The 21287-nt window shown below is 60.2% G+C and carries 21 protein-coding genes and 1 pseudogene; 14 read left to right on the forward strand and 8 right to left on the reverse strand.

From position 1 onward, the window contains the following. The first annotated feature begins 57 nt into the window (after window positions 1–57). Entirely contained in the window at window positions 58–336 is a 279-nt protein-coding gene (locus BS627_RS22605; RefSeq protein ID WP_077985396.1) for a hypothetical protein, read from the forward strand. On the opposite strand, the gene mnhG is transcribed toward BS627_RS22605, so the two are convergent. The 7 genes from mnhG to BS627_RS22640 all read right to left on the reverse strand — a co-directional run bounded on the left by mnhG (window position 337) and on the right by BS627_RS22640 (window position 6821). Further along, window positions 337–681 (reverse strand): monovalent cation/H(+) antiporter subunit G, encoded by a 345-nt coding sequence (gene mnhG / locus BS627_RS22610; protein WP_003522773.1) that lies wholly within the window; start codon window positions 679–681, stop codon window positions 337–339. Then, entirely contained in the window at window positions 678–959 is a 282-nt protein-coding gene (locus BS627_RS22615) for a K+/H+ antiporter subunit F (protein WP_077985397.1), read from the reverse strand. The genes mnhG and BS627_RS22615 overlap by 4 nt, the downstream gene beginning before the upstream one ends. Continuing rightward, on the reverse strand, window positions 956–1444 hold the full coding sequence (locus BS627_RS22620; protein ID WP_165691363.1) for a Na+/H+ antiporter subunit E: 489 nt from the start codon (window positions 1442–1444) through the stop codon (window positions 956–958). The genes BS627_RS22615 and BS627_RS22620 overlap by 4 nt, the downstream gene beginning before the upstream one ends. Further along, on the reverse strand, window positions 1441–3087 hold the full coding sequence (locus BS627_RS22625; RefSeq protein ID WP_165691364.1) for a monovalent cation/H+ antiporter subunit D: 1647 nt from the start codon (window positions 3085–3087) through the stop codon (window positions 1441–1443). The genes BS627_RS22620 and BS627_RS22625 overlap by 4 nt, the downstream gene beginning before the upstream one ends. Then, window positions 3084–3419 (reverse strand): Na+/H+ antiporter subunit C, encoded by a 336-nt coding sequence (locus BS627_RS22630; RefSeq protein ID WP_020810384.1) that lies wholly within the window; start codon window positions 3417–3419, stop codon window positions 3084–3086. Before BS627_RS22630 ends, BS627_RS22625 begins: the two co-directional genes overlap by 4 nt. Continuing rightward, on the reverse strand, window positions 3419–6337 hold the full coding sequence (locus BS627_RS22635) for a monovalent cation/H+ antiporter subunit A (protein ID WP_077985400.1): 2919 nt from the start codon (window positions 6335–6337) through the stop codon (window positions 3419–3421). Before BS627_RS22635 ends, BS627_RS22630 begins: the two co-directional genes overlap by 1 nt. Before the next feature lie 106 nt (window positions 6338–6443). Further along, window positions 6444–6821 carry a hypothetical protein gene (locus tag BS627_RS22640; protein WP_077985401.1) on the reverse strand — a complete coding sequence of 126 codons (378 nt, stop codon included), beginning with the start codon at window positions 6819–6821 and terminating at the stop codon, window positions 6444–6446. Between the two features lie 516 nt (window positions 6822–7337). On the opposite strand from BS627_RS22640, the gene BS627_RS22645 reads away from it, so the two are divergent. From BS627_RS22645 to BS627_RS22705, 13 genes are all read left to right on the forward strand, one after another. Further along, the gene (locus BS627_RS22645) at window positions 7338–8933 is read left to right on the forward strand and encodes a globin-coupled sensor protein (RefSeq protein ID WP_244614243.1); all 1596 of its coding nucleotides are present in this window, start codon (window positions 7338–7340) and stop codon (window positions 8931–8933) included. Further along, on the forward strand, window positions 8933–9232 hold the full coding sequence (locus BS627_RS22650) for an STAS domain-containing protein (RefSeq protein ID WP_077985403.1): 300 nt from the start codon (window positions 8933–8935) through the stop codon (window positions 9230–9232). The genes BS627_RS22645 and BS627_RS22650 overlap by 1 nt, the downstream gene beginning before the upstream one ends. Further along, window positions 9229–9594: a chemotaxis response regulator CheY1 gene (gene cheY1, locus BS627_RS22655; RefSeq protein ID WP_003493773.1), complete on the forward strand. Its 366-nt coding sequence runs from the start codon at window positions 9229–9231 to the stop codon at window positions 9592–9594. Before BS627_RS22650 ends, cheY1 begins: the two co-directional genes overlap by 4 nt. 16 nt (window positions 9595–9610) lie before the next feature. Beyond that, window positions 9611–11878, forward strand: a complete 2268-nt coding sequence (locus BS627_RS22660) for a chemotaxis protein CheA (protein ID WP_077985404.1) — start codon at window positions 9611–9613, stop codon at window positions 11876–11878. A gap of 13 nt (window positions 11879–11891) precedes the next feature. After that, window positions 11892–12800 (forward strand): protein-glutamate O-methyltransferase CheR, encoded by a 909-nt coding sequence (gene cheR, locus BS627_RS22665; RefSeq protein ID WP_077985405.1) that lies wholly within the window; start codon window positions 11892–11894, stop codon window positions 12798–12800. After that, window positions 12797–13852: a protein-glutamate O-methylesterase CheB gene (gene cheB / locus BS627_RS22670; RefSeq protein WP_077985406.1), complete on the forward strand. Its 1056-nt coding sequence runs from the start codon at window positions 12797–12799 to the stop codon at window positions 13850–13852. Before cheR ends, cheB begins: the two co-directional genes overlap by 4 nt. After that, window positions 13852–14241, forward strand: coding sequence for a chemotaxis response regulator CheY2 (cheY2, locus tag BS627_RS22675; protein ID WP_003503467.1), 390 nt, complete (start codon window positions 13852–13854; stop codon window positions 14239–14241). The genes cheB and cheY2 overlap by 1 nt, the downstream gene beginning before the upstream one ends. After that, a complete protein-coding gene (gene cheD / locus BS627_RS22680) occupies window positions 14238–14783 on the forward strand; it encodes a chemoreceptor glutamine deamidase CheD (RefSeq protein WP_077985407.1) in 546 nt (181 codons plus the stop codon). Before cheY2 ends, cheD begins: the two co-directional genes overlap by 4 nt. 14 nt (window positions 14784–14797) lie before the next feature. Then, window positions 14798–15181, forward strand: coding sequence for a chemotaxis protein CheT (gene cheT / locus BS627_RS22685; RefSeq protein ID WP_077985408.1), 384 nt, complete (start codon window positions 14798–14800; stop codon window positions 15179–15181). A 128-nt stretch (window positions 15182–15309) separates the two neighbouring features. Continuing rightward, window positions 15310–16989, forward strand: a complete 1680-nt coding sequence (gene fliF / locus BS627_RS22690; protein ID WP_165691365.1) for a flagellar basal-body MS-ring/collar protein FliF — start codon at window positions 15310–15312, stop codon at window positions 16987–16989. A 368-nt stretch (window positions 16990–17357) separates the two neighbouring features. Continuing rightward, a complete protein-coding gene (visN, locus tag BS627_RS22695) occupies window positions 17358–18089 on the forward strand; it encodes a transcriptional regulator VisN (protein WP_162520460.1) in 732 nt (243 codons plus the stop codon). Between the two features lie 53 nt (window positions 18090–18142). Further along, a complete protein-coding gene (visR, locus tag BS627_RS22700) occupies window positions 18143–18844 on the forward strand; it encodes a transcriptional regulator VisR (RefSeq protein WP_162520484.1) in 702 nt (233 codons plus the stop codon). Window positions 18845–18993: 149 nt separating this feature from the next. After that, window positions 18994–20841 (forward strand): methyl-accepting chemotaxis protein, encoded by a 1848-nt coding sequence (locus BS627_RS22705; protein ID WP_077985411.1) that lies wholly within the window; start codon window positions 18994–18996, stop codon window positions 20839–20841. Window positions 20842–20897: 56 nt separating this feature from the next. On the opposite strand, the pseudogene BS627_RS25120 reads toward BS627_RS22705, so the two are convergent. Continuing rightward, a pseudogene (locus BS627_RS25120) lies at window positions 20898–21287 on the reverse strand (response regulator); the annotation flags it as partial.

Consider the following 21287-nt stretch of genomic DNA (forward strand, 5'->3'; position numbering starts at 1 on the left):
AAATCAGAAATATGCAATAATGATGCAGTATATGAAATTTCTGTCGTGAGATTGCAGATGTCCTCTATCCACGCGAACCATTTCCCGCTCCTCGCGTTTGGCGCGTTCGTGCTGATAGTCTTCCTGTGGGTGAAGTGGGAAAGCTTTATCCCGCCGATGTTTATTCCCCGTGTGGAAATAGAACGAATAGTCGACGAACTGGTCCAGCAACATGGAGAACGCGCCGCAGAAATAGCCTGCATGGAGGAAGATCGCGCTTGGCGATGTTCGCAGAACTTCGAGCAGGGCAAATGGCGGCGGGTACGCCAAGAGCTTAGGCGGCGGAAAGCACCTTAATTAAAGATGCTCCCGATTATCCGTATTCTGCTCCGCCCGGTCCCGATAAAGCGCAGCCCGTCCCAGCAGCATCAGGGAAACCGGGGTCGTCACCGTCATGAAAATGCCGATGAAGATTTCGTGGAAGGCGAAGCGGTCGCCGGAGACGGAGAAATAGATGATCGAGGCCATGACAATGCCGCCGGTGCCCCAGCTGGTGCCGAGCGTGGGCGCATGCAGACGCTCATAGAAGCTGTTCAGTCTGGCAAAGCCGATGGTGCCGATCAGCGTCAGCGAGGCGCCGAGCAGCACGAAGAAAGCCACGGCAATGGCCGCCCAGAGCGGGAATTCGTGTGCTTCGCTCATTCGATCACCTCGCCGCGCATCAGGAATTTGGAAAGGGCGACGGTTGAGACGAAGCCGAGGATGGCGATCAGCAGCGATGCCTCGAAGTAGATGTCATTGCCGGTGCGCAGGCCGAAGGTCAGGAGAAGCAGCATGGCGTTGACATAGAGCGTATCCATGCCCAGCACGCGGTCCTGCGCGCGCGGGCCGATGGCGATACGATAGACGGAGATCGCCATGGCGATGGCGAGCATCAGCTGCGCCAGCGAAAAGGACCAGAAAAGAATAATCGAACTCATTCGAATATCTCCATCAGCAGTTTTTCATATCGGTTCTTGATAAGGCTTATCCAGGCCGCCTCATCCACATCGTCGAGAACGTGAAGCAGAAGCATGCCTTGGCTGGAATTATATTCGAGCCATGCGCTTCCGGGCGTCGAGGTGAGGATCGTCGCCAGAACGGCCAGCGCCATCGGGTCGCGAATATCGAGCGGCACCGCCAGGAAGCCGGATTTGCGGTCCCTTTCGCGCTTGAACAGGATGATCTTCACGACTGAGATATTGGACCTGATGATATCGTAAAGCACGATCAGGATCAGCATCGCGAGCTTGTGCCAGTTGCGGATGCGCGGCTTGGCGGGCCTGAGCGACGCCATCGCCCAGGAGGCAATGAGCGCGACACCGGTGCCAAGCAGCAAATGCCCCGGCGAAAAGCTGTTGATCGTCATCCAGAAGAAGATCAGCGAGATCGTCAGCAGCGGGTAGGGGAGGAGACGGCTCATCATGGTTCCGCCTCCGGGTTGCTGCCCGCTCGCGGTGCGGAAATGACGCCCTGAATATAGCTCGCCGGCAGATCGAGAATACGCGCCGTTTCCTGCATGTATCGCATCACCGGTCCCGCCTGCACGGTCATGGCGAGTGTCAGGCCGAGCAGCAGCATCACGGGGGCGATTTCGATGACGAGCACGCGTGGCACGGTGCCTTCGATGGAGGCCCAGAAGGTGCGGATGCCGGCACGGGTCATCGAAATCAGCGAGGCGAAACCGGCAAAGACGATCAGGAAGACCAGCCACCAGGACAGCGTTGAGACGCTGTCATTGGCGCCAAGGCCCGAAGGGTTGAGAATGGCGGTCAGCATCGAGAATTTGGCGATGAAGCCCGAAAGCGGCGGCAGGCCGGCCAGAAGAATGCCGCAGGCGGCAAAACACGCGCCGAGCACCGCTATGGTGGCGGGCATGGTCACCCCGACTTCTTCTTCCTCCTCTTCTTCCTCGCCCTCGCCATAGGCCTCCATGGTCACGGCCAGAACGTTCGCACCCGCATCCTGTCCGCGCTCCACGAGTTCGATCAGCATGAAGAAGGCACTGATGGTGAGGGTGGAGCTGACCATGTAATAAAGCGCGCCGGCCGCAACCGTCGGATTGCCGGTGCCCATGGCGGCGAGAAGCGTTCCTGACGAGACGAGAACCGAAAAACCGGCAAGCCTCCCCAGCGCCTGCGACGCCAGAACGCCGATAGCCCCGAAAATGATGGTGGCGATGCCGCCGACGAGCAGGGCATCATGGCCGAAGCCGGCAGATTCTCCCGCCGTCTGCCCGAAGAGCAGAAAGGAGAGGCGGGCGATGACATAAATCCCGACCTTGCTCATGATGGCGAAGAGCCCGCCCACCGGGGCCGACGCCGCACCATAGGCGGAGGGCAGCCAGAAATTCAACGGCCACATGCCGGCCTTGACCAGAAAGGCGATGCCGAGGACGGCAGAGCCGGTTTCCAAGAGCATACGCTGATCGGGGTTGAGGCCCTCGATACGATGGGCGAGGTCGCCCATGTTCAGTGTGCCTGTCACGCCATAGATGAGGCTGACGCCAATCAGGAAGAACAGCGCGGCGACAAGGTTGATGGCGATGTAATGCAGCCCTGCCTTCACGCGCTGCTGGCCGGAACCATGCAGCAGCAGGCCATAGGAAGCCGCCAGCATCACTTCGAAGAACACGAAGAGATTGAACAGGTCCCCGGTCAGGAACGCGCCGTTGACACCCATCAGCATCATCTGGAACAGCGAATGGAAATGCGCGCCCGACCTGTGCCACTTCGCCATCGAATAGATCAAGGAGGGAATGGCAAGCAGCGCCGTCAGCAGCACCATCAGGCCTGAAAGACGGTCGGCGACGAGCACGATGCCGAAGGGCGCCGGCCAGTTGCCGAGCAGATAGACGCCGCTCGAAACCACGGCGGCGATCTCTGTATTGACCGTCGAGTTCACCTCGCGGAACAGCAATATGGCGACCACCAGCAACAGCACGGTAGAGGTGAGGCTGATGGCGGCCTTCGCCACGCGCTGGCGCTCGTCGAAGAACAGCAGAAGGGCCGCGGTAATCAGCGGCAGCAGGATGGGCGCTATGACGATGTGGAAGGGGAAAGACATCATTTCGTCTCCCTCCCGTCCACATGGTCGGTGCCTGTGAGGCCGCGGGCGGCAAGCAGCACGACGAGGAACAATGCGGTGGTGGCGAAACCGATGACGATGGCCGTCAGCACCAGAGCCTGCGGCACGGGGTCGGCAAGCGTGGAGCTGTCGACACCGTTGACCAGCACCGGCGGCGCGTTGGTCTTGATGCCGCCGACGCCGAAGATGAAGAGATTGACAGCGTAAGACAGCAGCGAAAGCCCGACGATGACCTGATAGGTGCGCGGGCGCAGCACCAGCCAAACGCCGGAGCCGGTCATGATGCCGATGCCGATGGCGAGAATGAGTTCCATTACACGTCCTCCGCTCTTGCGGCTTCAGGCGTGCGAACGCGGTAGTTGCGCAACGATTGGTGTGCCAGTGCTATCAGGATAAGAACAACGGAGCCGACGACCAGCGAGAAGACGCCGAGATCGAACAGCAGGGCGGAAGCGGTCGGCATTTTGCCGATATAGGGTATCTCCGTGTACTGGAAATAGGAGGTCAGGAACGGGTAGCCGAAATACCATGAGCCGATACCCGTCGCCGCCGCCATCAAAAGGCCGAAACCCATCCAGCGCAGCGGCAGGATGCGGATGCGGTCCTCCGCCCAGCGTGCGCCGCCGGCGAGATATTGCAGCAGGAAGCCGATGGCCATGGTGATGCCGGCCGCAAAGCCGCCGCCCGGCAGGTCGTGCCCGCGCATGAACAGGAAGATCGAGAAGGTGATGATGACCGGAAACATCCACTGCATCACGATGGACGGCACATAGAGATAGTCGCGGACCGTATCGCCCTTGCTGCGGTCCGGCCGTTCGGCATCGAAGGCGTTCTGCATCTGCTGCTGTTCCGGCACTCCGACACTTTCATGGGCGGGGCGGAAACGGCGAAGCAGCGCAAAGACGGTGAGCGCGACGATGGCCAGAACCGCGATTTCACCGAAGGTATCGAAGCCGCGGAAATCGACCAGAATGACGTTGACGACATTGGTGCCGCCGCCTTCGGTATAGGCGCGTTCGAGGAAATAGGTCGCAATCGCGTTCGGCACGGGCAACGTCATCACGGCATAGGCGATGACGGACATGCCGATGCCGCTTGCGGCCGCCAGCAGGAAGTCACGGGCGCGGCGAAGCTGCGCAGGGAACTCGTTGCTGCTGTCGACTTTCTCGAAGCGTTTCGGCAGCCATCTGAGACCGAGCAAGATGAGAACCGTGGTGACGATTTCCACCAGCAGCTGGGTGATGGCGAGATCCGGCGCGGAAAGCCACACGAAGGTGAGGCAAGTGACAAGTCCCGAGACGCCCAGCATGACAAGCGCGGCGAGGCGATGATATTTCGCCTGCCAGGCCGCACCCATGGCCGCGATCATGCCGATCAGCCAGAGAATGGCGAAGATCGGATCGAATGTCGTGACGCGTGGCAGCGAGAGGGAGAATTCCGAAAGGAAGAGCGGCGAGAAACCGGCAAGAAGCGCCACGAGGATGAGAAGCCTCAGCTGCGGCTGCAGACGCCGCGTGCCGAGCGTGCTTTCCAGCCACCTCGCCCATTTCCAGGATACGGTGACGAGAATGCGCTCGAAGATGCGCTGTCCCCGCAAATGCCGGAAGACCGGCGGGCCGTCGTCGCAGCGCGAGAAATAACCGCCGAGCAGGGCATAGATCGTAACCCCGCCGATCAGCGCCGCGATACTCATGATCAGCGGCAGGTTGAAACCGTGCCAGATCGACAGGCTGTAGACCGGCGTTTGCGCGCCGAGAACGGAAAGCACGGCCGAATGCAGGAACGGGCCGATGGAGAGGCTCGGAACGATGCCGACGATCAGGCAGGCAAAGACGAGGAATTCAATGGGGAAGCGCATCCAGCGCGGCGGCTCGTGCGGATGCGGGTTCGGCAGATCGACGGGCTTGGGGCCGAAGAAGACCGTGTGGATGAAGCGCAGCGAATAGGCGACGGCGAATGCGCCCGACAGCGTCGCGACATAGGGCAGCGCCCGATCCAGGAGCGAGTCGGCATGGGTTTCGACGGCTTCGGCAAAGAACATTTCCTTGGAAAGGAAGCCGTTGAACAGCGGCACGCCAGCCATGGCCGCGCTCGCCGCCATGGCGAGCGTCGCGGTCGCCGGCATATAGGTGTAAAGCCCGCTTAAGCGCCGCATGTCGCGGGTGCCGGTTTCATGGTCGATGATGCCGGCCGCCATGAAGAGCGAGGCCTTGAAGGTGGCGTGGTTGACCATGTGGAAGATGGCGGCAACCGCCGCAAGCGGGCTGCCGAGGCTGAGCAGCGTGGTGATGAGGCCGAGGTGGCTGATGGTGGAATAGGCCAGCAGCCCCTTCAGATCCTGCTGGAACATGGCAAAATAGGCGCCGAGCAGCAGGGTTATGATGCCGGCCGCACCCACCAGCCAGAACCATTCCGGCGTGCCCGCCAGCACCGGCCAGAACCGCGCCAGCAGGAAAACTCCGGCCTTCACCATGGTGGCCGAATGCAGATAGGCGGAAACGGGTGTGGGCGCCGCCATGGCGTTGGGCAGCCAGAAATGGAACGGAAACTGTGCGCTCTTGGTCAGCGCACCGCCGAGGATAAGGATAAGCGCCGGTAGATAGAGAGAATGGGCGCGGATGGTGGCCCCTGCCTCGATGATCTTGTCGAGGTCATAGCTTCCCGCCATGTGCCCGAGGATCAGCAAACCGGCCAGCAGGCTGAAGCCGCCGATCCCGGTCACGGTCAGCGCCATGCGCGCGCCGTCGCGTGCGCCGGCGTTCTGATGCCAGTATCCGATGAGCAGGAACGAAAAGATGCTGGTCATTTCCCAGAAGATCGACAGCAGGATGACGTTGCCGGAGAGCACCACGCCAATCATCGAACCCATGAAGGCGAGCAGGAAGGCAAAGAAGCGCGGGATCGGGTCTTCGGCCGACATGTAATAGCGGGCGTAGAGCACCACCAGCAGGCCGATGCCGGTAATCAGCATCGTGAAAATCCAGGCAAATCCGTCCAGCCGCAGGGTAAAGTTCAGGCCGAGCTGGGGCAGCCATTCCACATCATATTTAAGGACCGCGCCACCGCTGACGCTTGTATAAAGAAAGATGCTGCTGACAAGGCCGAAAAGGGCGACTGCGCCCGCGACGGCGGCGGGACCGGCGGCCGCACCCTCACGCGGCATGAAAGCCGTCAGGAGCGCGCCGACGAAGGGCAATGCGACAATGAATGGAAGAATGGTTGCAAGTGTCATATGCGGCGGCGGTTTTCTCTCTGGAATGGGAGCCTACGGCGGGTTTCCGACGCCTCCGATCCCTCAAGGTTCGCGATGAACCTGATGATGCTGACCGCCGGAATGACTAGTACATAATATGCGGAGGCGCGCGTGGAACCACACTGGCAAAGTCTCGGGAAGTTTGTGGCACGATGGCAACAGCAGCGAGCGAGACTTCGGCGTCATCCCTGAGGTTCGGGGCGAATGAAGCGAATTCGCCATAACGAAAGTCCGAACCGGTGTCGCCGGTCCTGCAGCCGAAATCGTTGCCGCTATCGCAAGCTTTTTCGCGAAGAGAAACCGAACGGCCCGGATCGACGCTCTGCAATCGCTCAAGGCGGCTGGTTTTGGAAAGGGTCTTGACGCCAGCCTGGGCTTGAAAGCCGATCATGACGAGCAGGCTCGCGACCACGATACCGATCAGCACTTGCGGATGGCGCCTTGAACTGCGGCCTTTCTCCATCCATGGCAAGTTGGCATCTCCTTGATCGTAAAGGTCTCTTTAAGCGTCACCGTTGAGCGAATATCGTGTTGATTTGTTTTAGGGGAAGCCTGACATGCTTGTCCAGCGCGCGTGCGGGAAAAAGCGCCGACCGTGTTCGATTCATTTTTGTTTTTGTGCGTTTGCGGCAAAGTGAGGGCGCCATTGGCTAAAAGCTTTTACAAATTTTACCGTTTGACGCCGTCGCCTTTGTTTCTTAACTTTCAAGCAAGGAATTAACCATAAAGATTGATGGTATTTCGACGGCGGAATGGGGTTCTCTCCCCTTCCAGGCATGACGCCGCACTGCCGTACCGGTGCCGATCCGGTATTTTCGTTTCTTGGTTCAAGAAGGTCTGGCAAGCGTCGATGCCGCATCGTCCGCGATGGGTATGTTCGTTCAAAAATCCCCTTAGGGTGCTGGCATTCTGAACCTTGGCAAAATTGGCCGGGTTTCACCGGCCGTCATGTTGTTGGGGATGTCGGTTGGGGCAGGACTTGCCATCAGATCAAGCGCGCAGATCGGCAGGCGGAAGCCTGGCGGGACGGTTGCGTTTTGCCGGCCTCGACGAGACGCAGTCCGATTTCCTGCGCAGCTATCGCAGCATGCTGGAGCCTTACGTTAAGGCCGGGCTGCGGGACGTGATGACCCGTTTCCAGTCCATGCCGGACTGTTCCCCGTCTTTCGAAAGTGAAAACCAGCTCGAGCGCTTGCACGATCTGCAATCCTCGCACTGGAGCGTTCTGACCGATGCGCGTTTCGATGCGCTCTATGCAGAGCGCGTGAAGGTTCTTTCCGACAATGCCAGCCGCATGGGGCTCGATCCGCGCTGGCAGATCGCCAGCCATGCGGTGGTTCTGGAACATCTCGTCGGCGGGCTGGTGGCCGAACACGCACCGCGCTCCATCCTGCCCGGAAACCGAAAAAAGAGCCGCGAACTGGCGGAAGCGGTCAAGAATGTCGTCCGTCTGGTCATGGTCGATACCGAAATCGCCGTCTCGCTGCGCTTTAACGAATTGCGCCTGCGCCACGGCCGCGAACTGGCGCAACAGCGCGACAATGACCGCTCGGAAGCGGCGAGGTTGCTGGGCACGGCGCTGACGGCCTTTGCGGCGGGCGATTTGCAGGCCCGTATCGGCCGCGATGTGCCGGAAGCCTATCGCGATGTTGCGGCGTCCTTCAATGCGGCTCTGGAAACGATTGGCGCATCGCTGATCGAGGCACAGAGCAGCATCGGCGAGGCTGAGGCGCTGGGCGCGCGGTTTGCCGATATGGGCCGCTCGATTGCCGAGCGTTCCCGCCAACAGGCCGAAGCCCTTGTTGAAACCTCCCGCGCCATTCAGACGATGATCGAAAACGTCGCTGAAAACGGCGCGCGCATATCGGCCACGGAAACGGCCGTTTCCCGCGCCCGTGAGGCGGCGGTCGAAAGCGGCCGGGCGATCGGCGAGGCCATTGACGCCATGTCGGACATCGAACAATCCGCCGAACAGATCGGCAGGATCATCGGTACGATTGACGAGATTGCTTTTCAGACCAACCTTCTCGCCCTCAATGCCGGCATCGAGGCGGCGCGGGCGGGTGAAAGCGGACGTGGTTTCGCGGTCGTCGCGCAGGAGGTCCGGGCGCTCGCCCAGCGTTCCGCCGACGCTGCAAGGGAGATCAAGAGTCTCGTCGGCACTACGAAGACGCAAGTCGAGGACGGCGTGCGCATGGTCAACCGCACGCAGGACGCAATCGGCGGCGTCGTTCGGCAGGTCTCGGGCATTAACGACATGATCGCGGAAGTCTCCCGGCATACGGCCGAGCAGGCCGGCGAACTGCAATCGGTTGCCGCCGATATCGGCGAGCAGCAAAGGCAGGCAGGCCGGAACGCCGTGGATATCAGCGCGAGCGCCTCCGAGGCCGACGCGCTTCAAACCGTCATTCTCGAACTCGGCCGCACCGTCCGCGAATTCCGCATCGCCCGTCAGGGGCAGGCGAGAGCGGCGTCCGGCGCGGACCGGCAGGACGCTTCATTCATGGCCCGTGCGGATAACCGCCCGGATTACGGCCAGGATTACCAACAATTCAGACGTCAGGGAGTCATGTAATGGCAGCCAGAAAAGCAGCTGAGGCGACGCTGAAACTGTCACCGGTGCTGGATCTCAACGAAGCATCGGCCCTGCACGGCAAGCTGATGACGCTGAGGGGAGCACCTTTGTCGGTAGACGCGTCCGAGGTGGAGCGTATCGGTGCGCTTTGCGTCCAGGTCCTCATGGCCGGCGCGAAGTCCTGGGAAGAGGACGGCAAGCCCTTCGGTTTTGCCAGGGTGTCCGATGCATTCGACAAGACGATGAAACTGATAGGCGTCGATATTGACCATTTGCTCCCCAAGGAGATGCAAAAGTGAAGAAAAAAGTTCTTACCGTGGATGATTCCCGGACGATCAGGAACATGCTCCTGGTCACGCTCAACAATGCCGGTTTCGAAACCATTCAGGCCGAAGACGGCATTGAGGGTCTCGAAGTGCTCGAGCAGAGCAACCCCGATGTTATCGTGACGGACATCAACATGCCCCGTCTGGATGGTTTCGGCTTCATCGAGGGTGTGCGTCGCAACGAAAAGTATCGTGCGATCCCGATCCTCGTCCTGACGACCGAAAGCGACGCTGAGAAGAAGAACCGCGCCCGTCAGGCCGGTGCGACGGGCTGGATCGTCAAGCCGTTCGATCCCGCGAAACTCATCGATGCCATTGAACGCGTAACCGCCTGATACGGGACATTTCACGATGGATATGAACGAAATCAAGGAAATCTTTTTCCAGGAATGCGAGGAGCAACTCGCCGAACTGGAATCGGGGCTTCTTAAATTGAATGACGGCGACCGCGATCCGGAAACCGTCAACGCTGTTTTCCGTGCCGTTCATTCCATCAAGGGCGGGGCGGGTGCCTTCGGTCTCGATGATCTCGTGGCCTTCGCCCACGTTTTCGAAACGACCCTCGACTGTGTTCGCTCCAACAAGCTGGAACCGACACAGGATGTTCTCAAAGTCATGCTGCGCTCCGCCGACGTGCTGGCGGACCTGACCAATGCGGCAAGAGACGGCGGCAGCGTCGATGAAACCCGCACACGCGGCCTCGTCAAGGAACTGGAAGCGCTGGCGAACGGCGAGACCGTGCAGGTTTCCGCACCTGTGGCAGCGCCGGCTGCCGTCAAGGCGCCGCAACCCGTCGCAGCCAAGCCGACGGATGAGAGCGGCTTCGAGCCGATCCCGTTTTCCTTCACCGACTTTGCCGACGAAACCACGCCGCTGATGGAGGCGCCGTCCTTCCAGATCACCTTCAAGCCGCATGCAGCGCTTTATTCGAAGGGCAACGAGGCAGCACTTCTCCTGCGCGATCTTTCGCGCATCGGCGAGATGAGCATCAATTGCGACCTGTCGGAACTGCCTTCTCTCGACAAGCTCGATCCTGAAACATCCTATCTCTCCTGGACGGTTTCGATCACGACCGACAAGGGCGAAGAGGGCATCCGCAGCGTCTTCGAATTCGCCGAATGGGATTGCGATCTGGAAATCGTGCCGGTTGTTTCGGACGTCGCAGACGATGCAGAAGAGCTTCCGATGATCCCGGTGCCGTTCGATCTTTCGGCCCTCGATAGCGGACCGGAAGAGCAGCCCGTTGTTGAAATCGCCAAGGCGGAAGCGCCTTATGTTGCCGCAGCCGTTGAAACGGCTGTCGCGACGACGCAGATCGCCCAGAGCGTCAATGCCGCCATCGAAAAGCGCGAAGCGGCGGCAGCGCCTGCCGCAGCCCAGGCGAACGCCAGTGCCGCGGCCAATGCCAGCGCCGGCCAGACCATCCGCGTCGACCTCGACCGTGTCGACCGCCTGATCAACCTCGTCGGCGAGCTCGTCATCAATCAGGCGATGCTGTCGCAGAGCGTCATCGAAAACGATGCGAGCGGCACCTCCGCCGTCAATATGGGCCTCGACGAGCTGCAGCAGCTCACGCGCGAAATCCAGGACAGCGTCATGGCAATCCGCGCGCAACCGGTGAAGCCCGTATTCCAGCGCATGTCGCGTATCGTCCGCGAAGTCGCCGACATGATCGGCAAGCAGATCCGCCTCGTCACCGAAGGTGAGAACACCGAAGTCGACAAGACGGTCATCGACAAGCTGGCCGAACCCCTGACGCATATGATCCGCAACGCCGTTGACCACGGCATCGAAACGCCGGAAAAACGCGAAGCAGCGGGCAAGAACCCGGAAGGCACCATCAAGCTTTCGGCCAAGCACCGTTCTGGCCGTATTCTCATCGAACTTCAGGATGATGGCGCCGGCATCAACCGCGAACGCGTTCGCCAGAAAGCGATCGACAACGACCTCATTGCTGCCGATGCGAACCTGACCGATGAGGAGATCGACAATCTGATCTTCGCGCCGGGCTTCTCCACGGCGGACAAGATTTCCGATATTTCCGGCCGCGGCGTGGGCATGGATGTCGTCAAGCGTTCCATTCAGGCGCTTGGCGGCCGCATCAACATCTCATCGCGCCCCGGCTTAGGCTCGACCTTCACCATGAGCCTGCCGCTGACGCTCGCGGTTCTCGACGGCATGGTGGTGACCGTCGCCGGCCAGACGCTGGTGGTGCCGCTGACGGCAATCGTGGAAACGCTGCAGCCGGAAGCGAAAAACATTCACTCCTTCGGTTCCAACCAGCGGCTGATTTCCATCCGCAACTCCTTCTGCCCGCTGGTCGATGTCGGCCGCGTTCTGAACTTCCGCCCGACCCAGGCCGATCCGGTCGAGGGCGTCGCCCTTCTGGTTGAATCGGAAGGCGGCGGCCAGCGCGCCCTGATGGTCGACGCGATCCAGGGTCAGCGCCAGGTTGTCATCAAGTCGTTGGAAGCCAACTATACCCATGTTCCGGGCATTGCCGCCGCCACCATTCTCGGTGACGGACGCGTTGCGCTCATCCTGGATGTCGATGCCATCGTCAGCGCCTCGCGCGGACAGCCCCTGAAGCAGGAAATGTCGCTTGCGGCGACAGGTTGAAAGCGGATCGTTCATGGCAGCACTTAATTTCAGCGATCAGCGCCAGTCTCCCGACGAGGTTCTTGCCAGCGGCGAATACCCGCTGACGAGACGCGACTTGTCGGAAATCGCGGCGATGATCTATGCCGATGCAGGCATTTATCTCAACGACACCAAGGCGTCGCTGGTCTATTCCCGCCTGTCGAAGCATATCCGCAATCTCGGCCTGTCGGGTTTCCGCGAATATTGCGCGCTGGTGTCCTCGCCGGATGGCGCGCAGGCGCGGCGCGAAATGCTGTCGCATCTCACGACCAATTTCACCCGCTTCTTCCGCGAGAACCATCATTTCGAACATCTGCGTGACGAGGTCCTGCCGGGTCTCATCGCGCGGGCGAAGAGCGGCGGACGTGTCCGCATCTGGTCGGCGGCCTGCTCGGACGGGCAGGAGCCCTATTCCATCGCGCTTACCGTGCTCGCCATGTTTCCGAATGCGGCGGATTACGATTTCAAGATCCTCGCAACGGATATCGACCCGAAGATTTTGGCGCAGGCCCGGGCAGGGGTCTATGACGACAATGCGCTCGAAACCGTGTCTCCCGCCATGCGCAAGCAATGGTTCACGGAGGTCGATGCCGGCGGTCGCCGCAAGTTCCGCATCGATGACAAGGTCGAGCGCCTCATCACCTTCAACGAATTGAACCTGATGACGCAATGGCCCTTCAAGGGCAATTTCGACGTGATCTTCTGCCGCAACGTCGTAATCTATTTCGACGAGCCGACGCAGATGCGCATATGGTCGCGTTTCGCCGGGCTGCTTCCGGAAGGCGGTCATCTTTATATCGGGCATTCCGAACGCGTCTCCGGTGACGCCAAGAACCTGTTCGACAATACCGGCATCACCACCTACCGCTTCACTGGCAACGCTTCGGGGAGGAAGGCATGAGCGCACTCGCACGGGTACTCGTCGTCGATGATTCCCCCACCATGCGCGGCCTGATTTCGGCTGTCCTCAAGGCCGATCCGGAGGTTGAGGTGGTTGGGCAGGCCGGCAATGCCATGGAAGCGCGCGCCGCCATCAAGCAGCTCAATCCCGATGTCGTGACGCTCGATATCGAGATGCCCGAAATGAACGGGCTGGAATTTCTCGAAAAGATCATGCGCCTGCGGCCCATGCCGGTCATCATGGTCTCGTCGCTGACCCATCGCGGCGCGGATGCGTCGCTCGCCGCGCTTGAAATCGGCGCCTTCGACTGTGTCGGCAAGCCGGCGCCGGGCGATGTACGCCCTTTCGGCGATCTGGCCGACAAGGTGAAGGCCGCCGCCCGCTCGCAACACGCCGCCTACCGCGCGACGCGCCCGGACGCCGCCGCAGCGCCGCAGCCAACCCCGGTCAGTGAATATCGCGCAGGGCGCAAGGTCGTGGCCATCGGTTCCTCCACGGGCGGTGTCGAAGCGTTGATCGCCGTGCTGCAGAAGTTCCCGGCCAATTGCCCGCCGACCGTCATCACCCAGCACATGCCGCCGACCTTCACCAAGAGTTTCGCCGAACGGTTGAACCGCATCTGCGCGCCCGTGGTGGAAGAGGCAACGGACGGTGCGCGTCTGCAGACCGGTAAGATCTATCTTGCGCCAGGCGGCGAGCGCCATTTGCAGATCGCCAACCGGTCCGCACCCTGCTGCCGGCTTGTTGAGCGCGATCCTGTCAACGGCCACCGTCCTTCAGTCGACGTGTTGTTCGATTCGGTGGCCGAGCTTGCCGGTCGCAACGCCGTCGGCGTCATTCTCACAGGCATGGGCCGCGATGGCGCTGCCGGACTGTTGAAGATGCGTCATGCCGGCGCACGCACGGTCGGCCAGAACGAAAAAACATGTGTCGTCTACGGCATGCCCCGCGTGGCCTATGAACTTGGCGCCGTGGAACAGCAACTCCCGCTGGCCTCCATCGGCGAAGAAATCCTGAAACTAACCACTGCCCGCAAAGAAGGTGCTGACTAATGTCTCTCGCAGAAAAGATCAAAGTTCTGATCGTTGACGATCAGGTGACCAGCCGGCTGCTCCTCAGCGATGCGCTGACACAGCTCGGCTTCAAGCAGATCACCGCCGCCGGTGACGGCGAGCAGGGAATGAAGATCATGGAGCAGCAGCCCCATCATCTCGTCATTTCCGATTTCAACATGCCGAAGATGGACGGTCTCGGTTTCCTGCACGCCGTCAGGGCCAACCCGACCACCAAGAAAGCCGCCTTCATCATCCTCACCGCGCAGGGCGACCGCGCGCTGGTGCAGAAGGCGGCCCAGCTCGGCGCCAACAACGTGCTGGCCAAGCCCTTCACGATCGACAAGATGCGCGCCGCGATCGAGGCGGTTTTCGGATCGCTGAAATGATTGAAGCTGCGGCCAAGCGCGTACATATCATTCAGGGCGAGTACAAGGTCGTCAGCGATCCCGATGTGGTGATGACGACGATACTCGGCTCGTGCGTGGCCGCCTGTCTGAGAGATCCCGTTGCCGGCGTGGGAGGCATGAACCACTTCCTGCTGCCGGGAACGGGGAGCGTGACCGGCGGAGATGCGACGCGTTATGGCGTGCATCTCATGGAGCTTCTCATCAACGGGCTGCTGAAGAAGGGTGCGCGGCGCGACCGGCTGGAAGCCAAGGTTTTCGGCGGCGCCAAGACGATCGCCAGCTTCTCCAATGTCGGTGAGCAGAACGCCATCTTCGCCATGCAGTTTCTGAAGGACGAAGGCATTCCGGTCATAAGCTCCTCCACGGGGGGCGATCATGGTCGCAAGATCGAATTCTGGCCGGTCTCCGGTCGCGCCCGTCAACATCCGCTCAGCGGCGCGGAAACCCAGAAGACGGTTGCTCTGGAAACGCGTCCGGCGCCGGCCCCCAAGCCAGTCGCCAACGACATCGAATTTTTTTAGTCACGGAGTTTCCAATGCAGCTTGCAGAACCCACCGCCGCAACTCCGTTCGAAGAAGCCCTGCCGGATGTGCTGATGCGGGTGGTATCGGAACTGCACGATGTCGCCTATCTCATCGAGCGCATCGAACCGCAATTGCTTGATGTGACCAGCGGTCAATTGTCCGCCGATGGCGTAAAGCTTCTGCAGGGTATCGACCTGGCCGTGCAGAAGACCCGTGGCCTTGCCGAATTCATCGATACCATCACAGGCTCCATATCCAGTGAATGGATCGTGGATGTCAGCACCGCGCTCAGCCTGGTGAAGCTGGCCGAGATGCAAAAAGCCCTTGGCGCTGCCTACCGGCACGGCCACTCGCAGCCCCTGGACAAGGCCTCGGGCGACTTCGACCTGTTCTAGAGCAGATCTGCGTTTCCTGCCTTCCCGCGCGGAATGCGGAGAAAGGCAACGCTCGCGCAAGCTTCGCACCCTATTGTCATTACGGGGCCAAAAGGTCTCGGACTCTATGAATGACGGTGCGGAACAGAATGAATCTGTTAAATCAAATCCCTCAGGTCTTGAAGAATGTCGCGGCGCTGGGGCAGACGCGGCTGCTGATGTTGGGCGGCGTGGGCGTTGTATCCATGGCCATTATCCTCGCGGCGGCTCTTTATGTAAACCGTCCCGCTTACGAGACCCTCTATGTGGGGCTTGAAAAGAGCGACCTCAACAAGATTAGCATTGCGCTCGCCGAGTCGGGTCTCGACTTTCAGGTGGGAACCGATGGCTCCAGTCTTCAGGTCCCCGTCGGGCTCACGTCCAAGGCGCGGCTACTTCTGGCAGAACGCGGCCTGCCTGACAGCGCCAATGCCGGCTACGAGCTTTTCGACAATGTCGGCTCCCTCGGTCTGACCTCCTTCATGCAGGAAGTGACACGCGTTCGCGCCCTTGAGGGCGAGATCGGCCGCTCCATCCAGCAGATCGACGGCATCGCGGCTGCACGCGTCCATATCGTCATGCCTGACGTCGGCAATTTCCGCCGAGGCGAACAGAAGCCCACCGCATCGGTGATGATTCGCGCCAGTGCCTCGGCCGGCCGCAAGGCGTCCGCATCCATCCGTCACCTTGTCGCCTCGGCGGTTCCCGGCCTTGAAGTCGATGATGTGACCCTGCTTGATTCGACAGGCCAGCTTCTGGCTTCCGGCGACGATGTCACCAATGCCGCCATGAACCGTTCGCTGACGCTGGCGCAGAACGTGCAGCAGGAAATCGAAACCAATATCGACAAGGCGCTGGCGCCGTTCCTCGGCATGGACAATTTCCGCTCCAGCGTCACGGCCCAGCTCAATACCGACAGCCGCCAGATCCAGGAAACCGTCTACGATCCGGAATCGCGCGTCGAGCGCTCCGTGCGCACGGTAAAGGAAGACCAGAAGTCCCAGGAAACGCAGCCGGACACGGCCGCGACCGTGGAACAGAACGTACCGCAGGCTGCACCCCAGGGCGGCGGCGGCGGCCCGCAGTCCTCCGACCAATCGGCCAAGAAGGAAGAGCAGACCAATTACGAGATCAATTCCAAGACGGTAGCCACGGTCAAGAACGGCTACACCGTCGAAAAGATTTCGGTCGCAGTCGTCGTCAACAAGGGCCGGATCGCCAAGATGGTCGGCGAGCCAGCCGATCAGGCGAAGATCGACGCCTATCTTGCCGAAATGCAGAAGATCGTCACCTCGGCAGCGGGCATTTCTTCCGATCGTGGCGACATGGTCACCCTGACGGCAATGGACTTCCTCGAAACGCAATTGCTGGACGAGGCCGCAACCGGACCCGGCGTCATGGAAGTGCTGAGCCGCAATTCCGCAGGTATCATCAACTCGCTCGCCTTTGTCGCCGTCGCCTTCCTTGTCGTCTGGCTCGGTGTGCGCCCCCTGGTCCGCACGGTGACCGGCAACGCCGCCGCCGGTCAGCTCAGCCAGGAGGCCGCCGGTCTCGAACTACCGGATTTCTCTCCCGGCATGGATGCGGGCGCTGGCGGTCTCATGGAAGGTTTCGGGGCGGATTTCGGCTTCGACAGCACCGACGACCTTCTGGCAGGAAACGATGGCGAGGGCACATTCAACCGCCGGGTGCGCGAAGGGCCGGAACGCAGGCTCTCCCGCATGGTGGAAATCAGCGAGGAAAGAGCCGCCAAGATCCTGCGCAAATGGGCGGTGGAAAAAGCAGCATAATATCGAAAAGGCCGGTTTTACCCGGCCTTTTTCCGTTTTTGGGCTTTTTGCTATGCTTGGCGGGCGAGCCGTGGCAATCTCGTTTCGGGACAGTGTTTACAAAAAATTCAGCAACGATACAGTTTGCTGGGAATTGGCTGAGAATGCCGTTTATGGATTGAACAGCTTTTCAGTATGTTTTTTTAGTAATAGACGAGCAGGGAAATACGTGGAAAGGCTGTTGTCAGCTAATGGCAAATCCCAGTCCGTTCCATAAAATGAAGTGATTCGGTCTCCGGGGGCTTGCCGTCCCATTTTGGTAAGTTCTCGAATGGAATGATTCCATCCCGAGGTATAATCTCCCACTGGGAGCAAGAGGGCGTAGGCGATTGAAAGTCGATGTTGATATCCGCAGGCTGTCTGCCAAGCCTATGGAGGGCATGGGTAAGCCCTTGCCGCGCGATCAGCTTGCTAAAAACGTCGCAGCCACGGCTGCTGCCGGTAACGTTGCAGGCGCACTGGATCTGCTCGTAACCTACGCTGGCGCCTCGCACTATCTGCTGGCGCGGGATGATCTTCTCGAAGAAACCGGACTGAAATTCATCGTCACGTCCGACTGGCCTTTCGATCTGGTCCGCAGGCTGGGTATTGAACTCACCAACAGCCAGAACCGGTCTAGCGAAATGGAGAAATGCCTTTCGCTGCTTCAGCCACGATTGCTTCTCCTGCCTGACGACGTTCTGGTTCCCTATGGCATAGACAGGCAATATTCGGCACTCTCCTTCTGCGTGGGCCGCATCCGCCTTTCCCTTCTGCTGTTGTTTCCGGAAGAAGCGGTTCCGTCACCGGAGCGCCTGCGGGAAATCGCCCTGCTGACGGGCTATTGCGTCAGTTTCGGCATTGCCAGCGAAGCAAAGACCGTTCGCGATATCGATCTCACGGAGCGCGAGCTCGAATGCCTGTTCTGGATCGCGGAAGGCAAGACGAGCGATGAAATTGCGATGATCCTTGGCATTTCGCGCAATACGATCAATAATTACATTACAAGCGTGATGCGGAAAACCGCGACGAAAACCCGCTCGGAGGCAATTGCCTACGCAGTGCGCAACAACCTCGTATAATGGTCGGACGGATGGTACAGACGAAAGACAATGAGGGTACAGGTCAAATGGGCATGTTTTACCGCAGCCCTGTCGTGACGAGCCGGTCGGATCTTTTTCCGAAGCTTGTCGCCATGCAGAAGCTGGTTGGCGCGCGCAACTTCGTGGTCACGAAGGCTGCCGCTTCCGGTTTCCCGAACAAGAAGAAGATGACCTGCGAGCTGGAAAACTGGGGCATGAATGCCGCAGAACAGAGCGCGCAGTTCATCCGCGCGGTCGGCGACATTCTGCTCGATCACATCGAGACATCGCTCCTGCCGGTCATCTGGCGCAACAAGAACGCCGGCGGTTTTGCCGACCTTCCCGATGTGCCTGCACTTCTGCGCCGCATCGAGAACGACATATTGCCCTATGCGGGGCTCGCGCTTCCGGTTCGACTCGGCACCATTGGCAATGGTTACATCGTTTTCTGCGGCACCAACCTCGTTCTCGACAATGAGGTCGTCATCGAACAGCACATCAAATGCTGTGAAATCATGGTGGACATGCTGGCGCTGGACGAGCGCAAGGCGGCGCCTTCCGAGGCGCTGAGCGAGAGGGAAATCGCCTGCCTGCAACTGGCGGGGGACGGCCGTATCAGCGAAGAGATCGCGGTCAAGCTCGGGCTTTCCGTGCACACCGTCAACGCCTATCTCGGCTCGGCGACGATCAAGCTCGATAGCGTCAACCGCATCCAGGCGATCGCCAAAGCCATCCGGCTCGGTTATATCCACTGATGGTGAACGGGTTTCCCGTGCCGTAAACCAGTCGTTTCGGGCCGCTCCATTGCCGTATATGGGCCGGGGACCGGCGGTTTCCTGTATTTCGCGTTTTTTAACAGTTGCCAGCTAAAACTGTCGCAGGTTTGGCTTTGGGGAACTGTTTCATGCATAACCGCCTCTTTAAGTCCGTTGCTGGAAAGGTCGTCGCACTGACGATCGGCATGATCGCGCTCAGTGTGGCGGCAGTTGGGTTTTCGACCTACATTCGCTTGAAGGACAACATTATCACCACCGCCTTGCGCGACACGCGCGGCGCGATGCGCAGCATGGCTATCCTCTACGAGATGAAAGTCGGCGGCGTCGCTCTTGAACTGGTCGAAGCGGAGTTGAAGAGTGTCGGCCGCGCCAGTATCGGGACATTGCGCGACAACGATCTCGTCGATCGCACGGCCGCAGCAAACGGAGGCATCGCCACCGTCTTTGAAACCAGGGCCGGGGATTACGTCCGTCTAACCACCAATCTGAAAAATGAAAAGGGCGAACGGGCAACCGGCACGAAACTCGCCGCCGATCACCCTGCTTTCGCGAAAGTCTCGAAAGGCGAATCCTATTTCGGTCCCGCCACACTTTTCGGCACCAACTACATGACGGGTTACATGCCTGTTCTGAACAAGACAGGCGCAACCGTTGGCATCCTGTTCGTGGGTGTTCCCATGGAAGTTTACAATGCGCAGATATACAGCCTGCGTGACCTGATGCTGATCTGTGGCGCGCTCGCCATGCTTGGCGTCGGATTGCTCGCCTATTTCGTCATCAAGCGCACACTTCAGCCGCTTGGCAAGTTGACCGATGCGGTGAAATCGCTTTCGGACGGTAATCTCGACACACAGATCCCCTACGCCGCCAACACCAATGAGTTCGGTAATATCGCCCGCGCGCTGGTAATTTTCCGCGAGAACGCGATCGAGAAACTGGCGATTGAGGGCAAGAGCGCCGAGGAACGCTCCGCAGCCGAGTCCGAACGTTCTCGCAACGATGCCGAGAAGCAGGAAATGGATAGCCAGATCGAATTTGCCGTCAGCGAGATTGCTTCCGGTCTCGGCAGGCTTTCGCGTGGCGATCTGAGCCGCACGATCGAGACGCCTTTTGCGGGCCGCCTTGACCGCCTGCGCACGGACTTCAACGAATCCCTCCTGAACCTGCGCGATGCGCTGGGGCAGATCCGCGAGCGCACGCTTATCATCCAGCATAGCGGCTTTGAAATCGAGCAGTCGTCGGTCGATCTGTCGAAGCGTACCGAAAATCAGGCCGCTTCGCTGGAAGAGACCGCCGCCGCCGTAGATGAAATCACGGTTACCGTCAGATCATCGGCCGAGCGGGCGCGGGAGGCGAATGAGGCCGTCCTCGTCACCAAGCGGAGCGCCGACAGTTCCGGTTCGGTCGTCAGCAACGCCGTGGACGCCATGGGCCGCATCGAAGACGCCTCGCGCAAGATCGAGCAGATCATCGAGGTTATCGACGACATCGCCTTCCAGACCAATCTTCTCGCGCTCAATGCCGGCATCGAGGCCGCGCGTGCGGGCGAGGCGGGCAAGGGTTTTGCTGTTGTAGCCCAGGAAGTGCGCGAGCTTGCCCAGCGCTCCGCCGACGCGGCCCGCGAGATCAAGCAGCTCATCAACCAGTCGACGCATGAGGTCAGCTCCGGTTCGAAGCTGGTGCAGGAGGCGGGCACGGTTCTTTCCGCCATCAGCCAGCAGATCGTGACCGTCAGCCAGCATGTCGAAACCATCGCAACGGCAACGCAGGACCAGTCTTCCGCGCTTCACAACGTCAACAGCTCCGTCAACCAGATGGACCAGATGACGCAGCAGAATGCGGCGCTTGCCGAACAGTCGAGTGCGGCCAGCCGGGTACTGTCCGGTGAGGTGGAAGCGCTGCTCGATCTGGTGCAGCGGTTCCAAATGGAGCAGGGGGCAGTGGCCGGCAAGGATCGCTACAATCAGGCGGCCTGATACCTCTGTTTTTTTGAAGGCCAATACCGCTCCCGGATCGCAAGGTCCGGGAGTTTTTATTCGGCCGCCGCCCGGACTGTAATGGATATCTGGTTGATATAGGCCCGTAGCGCCGCCGGCTTGACCGGTTTGTGCTGAACCGAAATCCCGTATTTCTCGGCATCGCTGCGCACTTCCGGGCTGCGGTCCGCCGTCACAAGCAGGGCGGGGATCGGCTTGCCGTAAAATGTCCGGATGAGACGGATAGCGCTGATGCCGTCGCCATCGTCCAGATGGTAATCGGCAACGATGACGTCGGGTGCTGCGGCCAAAGCGAGGAAGGGTTCCTCCAGCGTCGCCACGGAACCAGCGGGTAAAACCTCGCAACCCCATCCCGTCAAGAGCAGAGTCATGCCCTCGAGGATTTTCGGCTCGTTGTCGATGCAAAGGACGCGGACGCCCTGAAG

The sequence above is a fragment of the Agrobacterium salinitolerans genome, from assembly GCF_002008225.1.
Lineage (GTDB): Bacteria > Pseudomonadota > Alphaproteobacteria > Rhizobiales > Rhizobiaceae > Agrobacterium > Agrobacterium salinitolerans.

Coding starts and splice junctions, on each gene's coding strand:
- BS627_RS22605 (WP_077985396.1), top strand. CDS start 58: ATGTCCTCTATCCACGCGAACCATTTCCCGCTCCTCGCGTTTGGCGCG.
- mnhG (WP_003522773.1), bottom strand. CDS start 681: ATGAGCGAAGCACACGAATTCCCGCTCTGGGCGGCCATTGCCGTGGCT.
- BS627_RS22615 (WP_077985397.1), bottom strand. CDS start 959: ATGAGTTCGATTATTCTTTTCTGGTCCTTTTCGCTGGCGCAGCTGATG.
- BS627_RS22620 (WP_165691363.1), bottom strand. CDS start 1,444: ATGATGAGCCGTCTCCTCCCCTACCCGCTGCTGACGATCTCGCTGATC.
- BS627_RS22625 (WP_165691364.1), bottom strand. CDS start 3,087: ATGATGTCTTTCCCCTTCCACATCGTCATAGCGCCCATCCTGCTGCCG.
- BS627_RS22630 (WP_020810384.1), bottom strand. CDS start 3,419: ATGGAACTCATTCTCGCCATCGGCATCGGCATCATGACCGGCTCCGGC.
- BS627_RS22635 (WP_077985400.1), bottom strand. CDS start 6,337: ATGACACTTGCAACCATTCTTCCATTCATTGTCGCATTGCCCTTCGTC.
- BS627_RS22640 (WP_077985401.1), bottom strand. CDS start 6,821: ATGGAGAAAGGCCGCAGTTCAAGGCGCCATCCGCAAGTGCTGATCGGT.
- BS627_RS22650 (WP_077985403.1), top strand. CDS start 8,933: ATGGCAGCCAGAAAAGCAGCTGAGGCGACGCTGAAACTGTCACCGGTG.
- BS627_RS22660 (WP_077985404.1), top strand. CDS start 9,611: ATGGATATGAACGAAATCAAGGAAATCTTTTTCCAGGAATGCGAGGAG.
- cheR (WP_077985405.1), top strand. CDS start 11,892: ATGGCAGCACTTAATTTCAGCGATCAGCGCCAGTCTCCCGACGAGGTT.
- cheB (WP_077985406.1), top strand. CDS start 12,797: ATGAGCGCACTCGCACGGGTACTCGTCGTCGATGATTCCCCCACCATG.
- cheY2 (WP_003503467.1), top strand. CDS start 13,852: ATGTCTCTCGCAGAAAAGATCAAAGTTCTGATCGTTGACGATCAGGTG.
- cheD (WP_077985407.1), top strand. CDS start 14,238: ATGATTGAAGCTGCGGCCAAGCGCGTACATATCATTCAGGGCGAGTAC.
- cheT (WP_077985408.1), top strand. CDS start 14,798: ATGCAGCTTGCAGAACCCACCGCCGCAACTCCGTTCGAAGAAGCCCTG.
- fliF (WP_165691365.1), top strand. CDS start 15,310: ATGAATCTGTTAAATCAAATCCCTCAGGTCTTGAAGAATGTCGCGGCG.
- visR (WP_162520484.1), top strand. CDS start 18,143: ATGTTTTACCGCAGCCCTGTCGTGACGAGCCGGTCGGATCTTTTTCCG.
- BS627_RS22705 (WP_077985411.1), top strand. CDS start 18,994: ATGCATAACCGCCTCTTTAAGTCCGTTGCTGGAAAGGTCGTCGCACTG.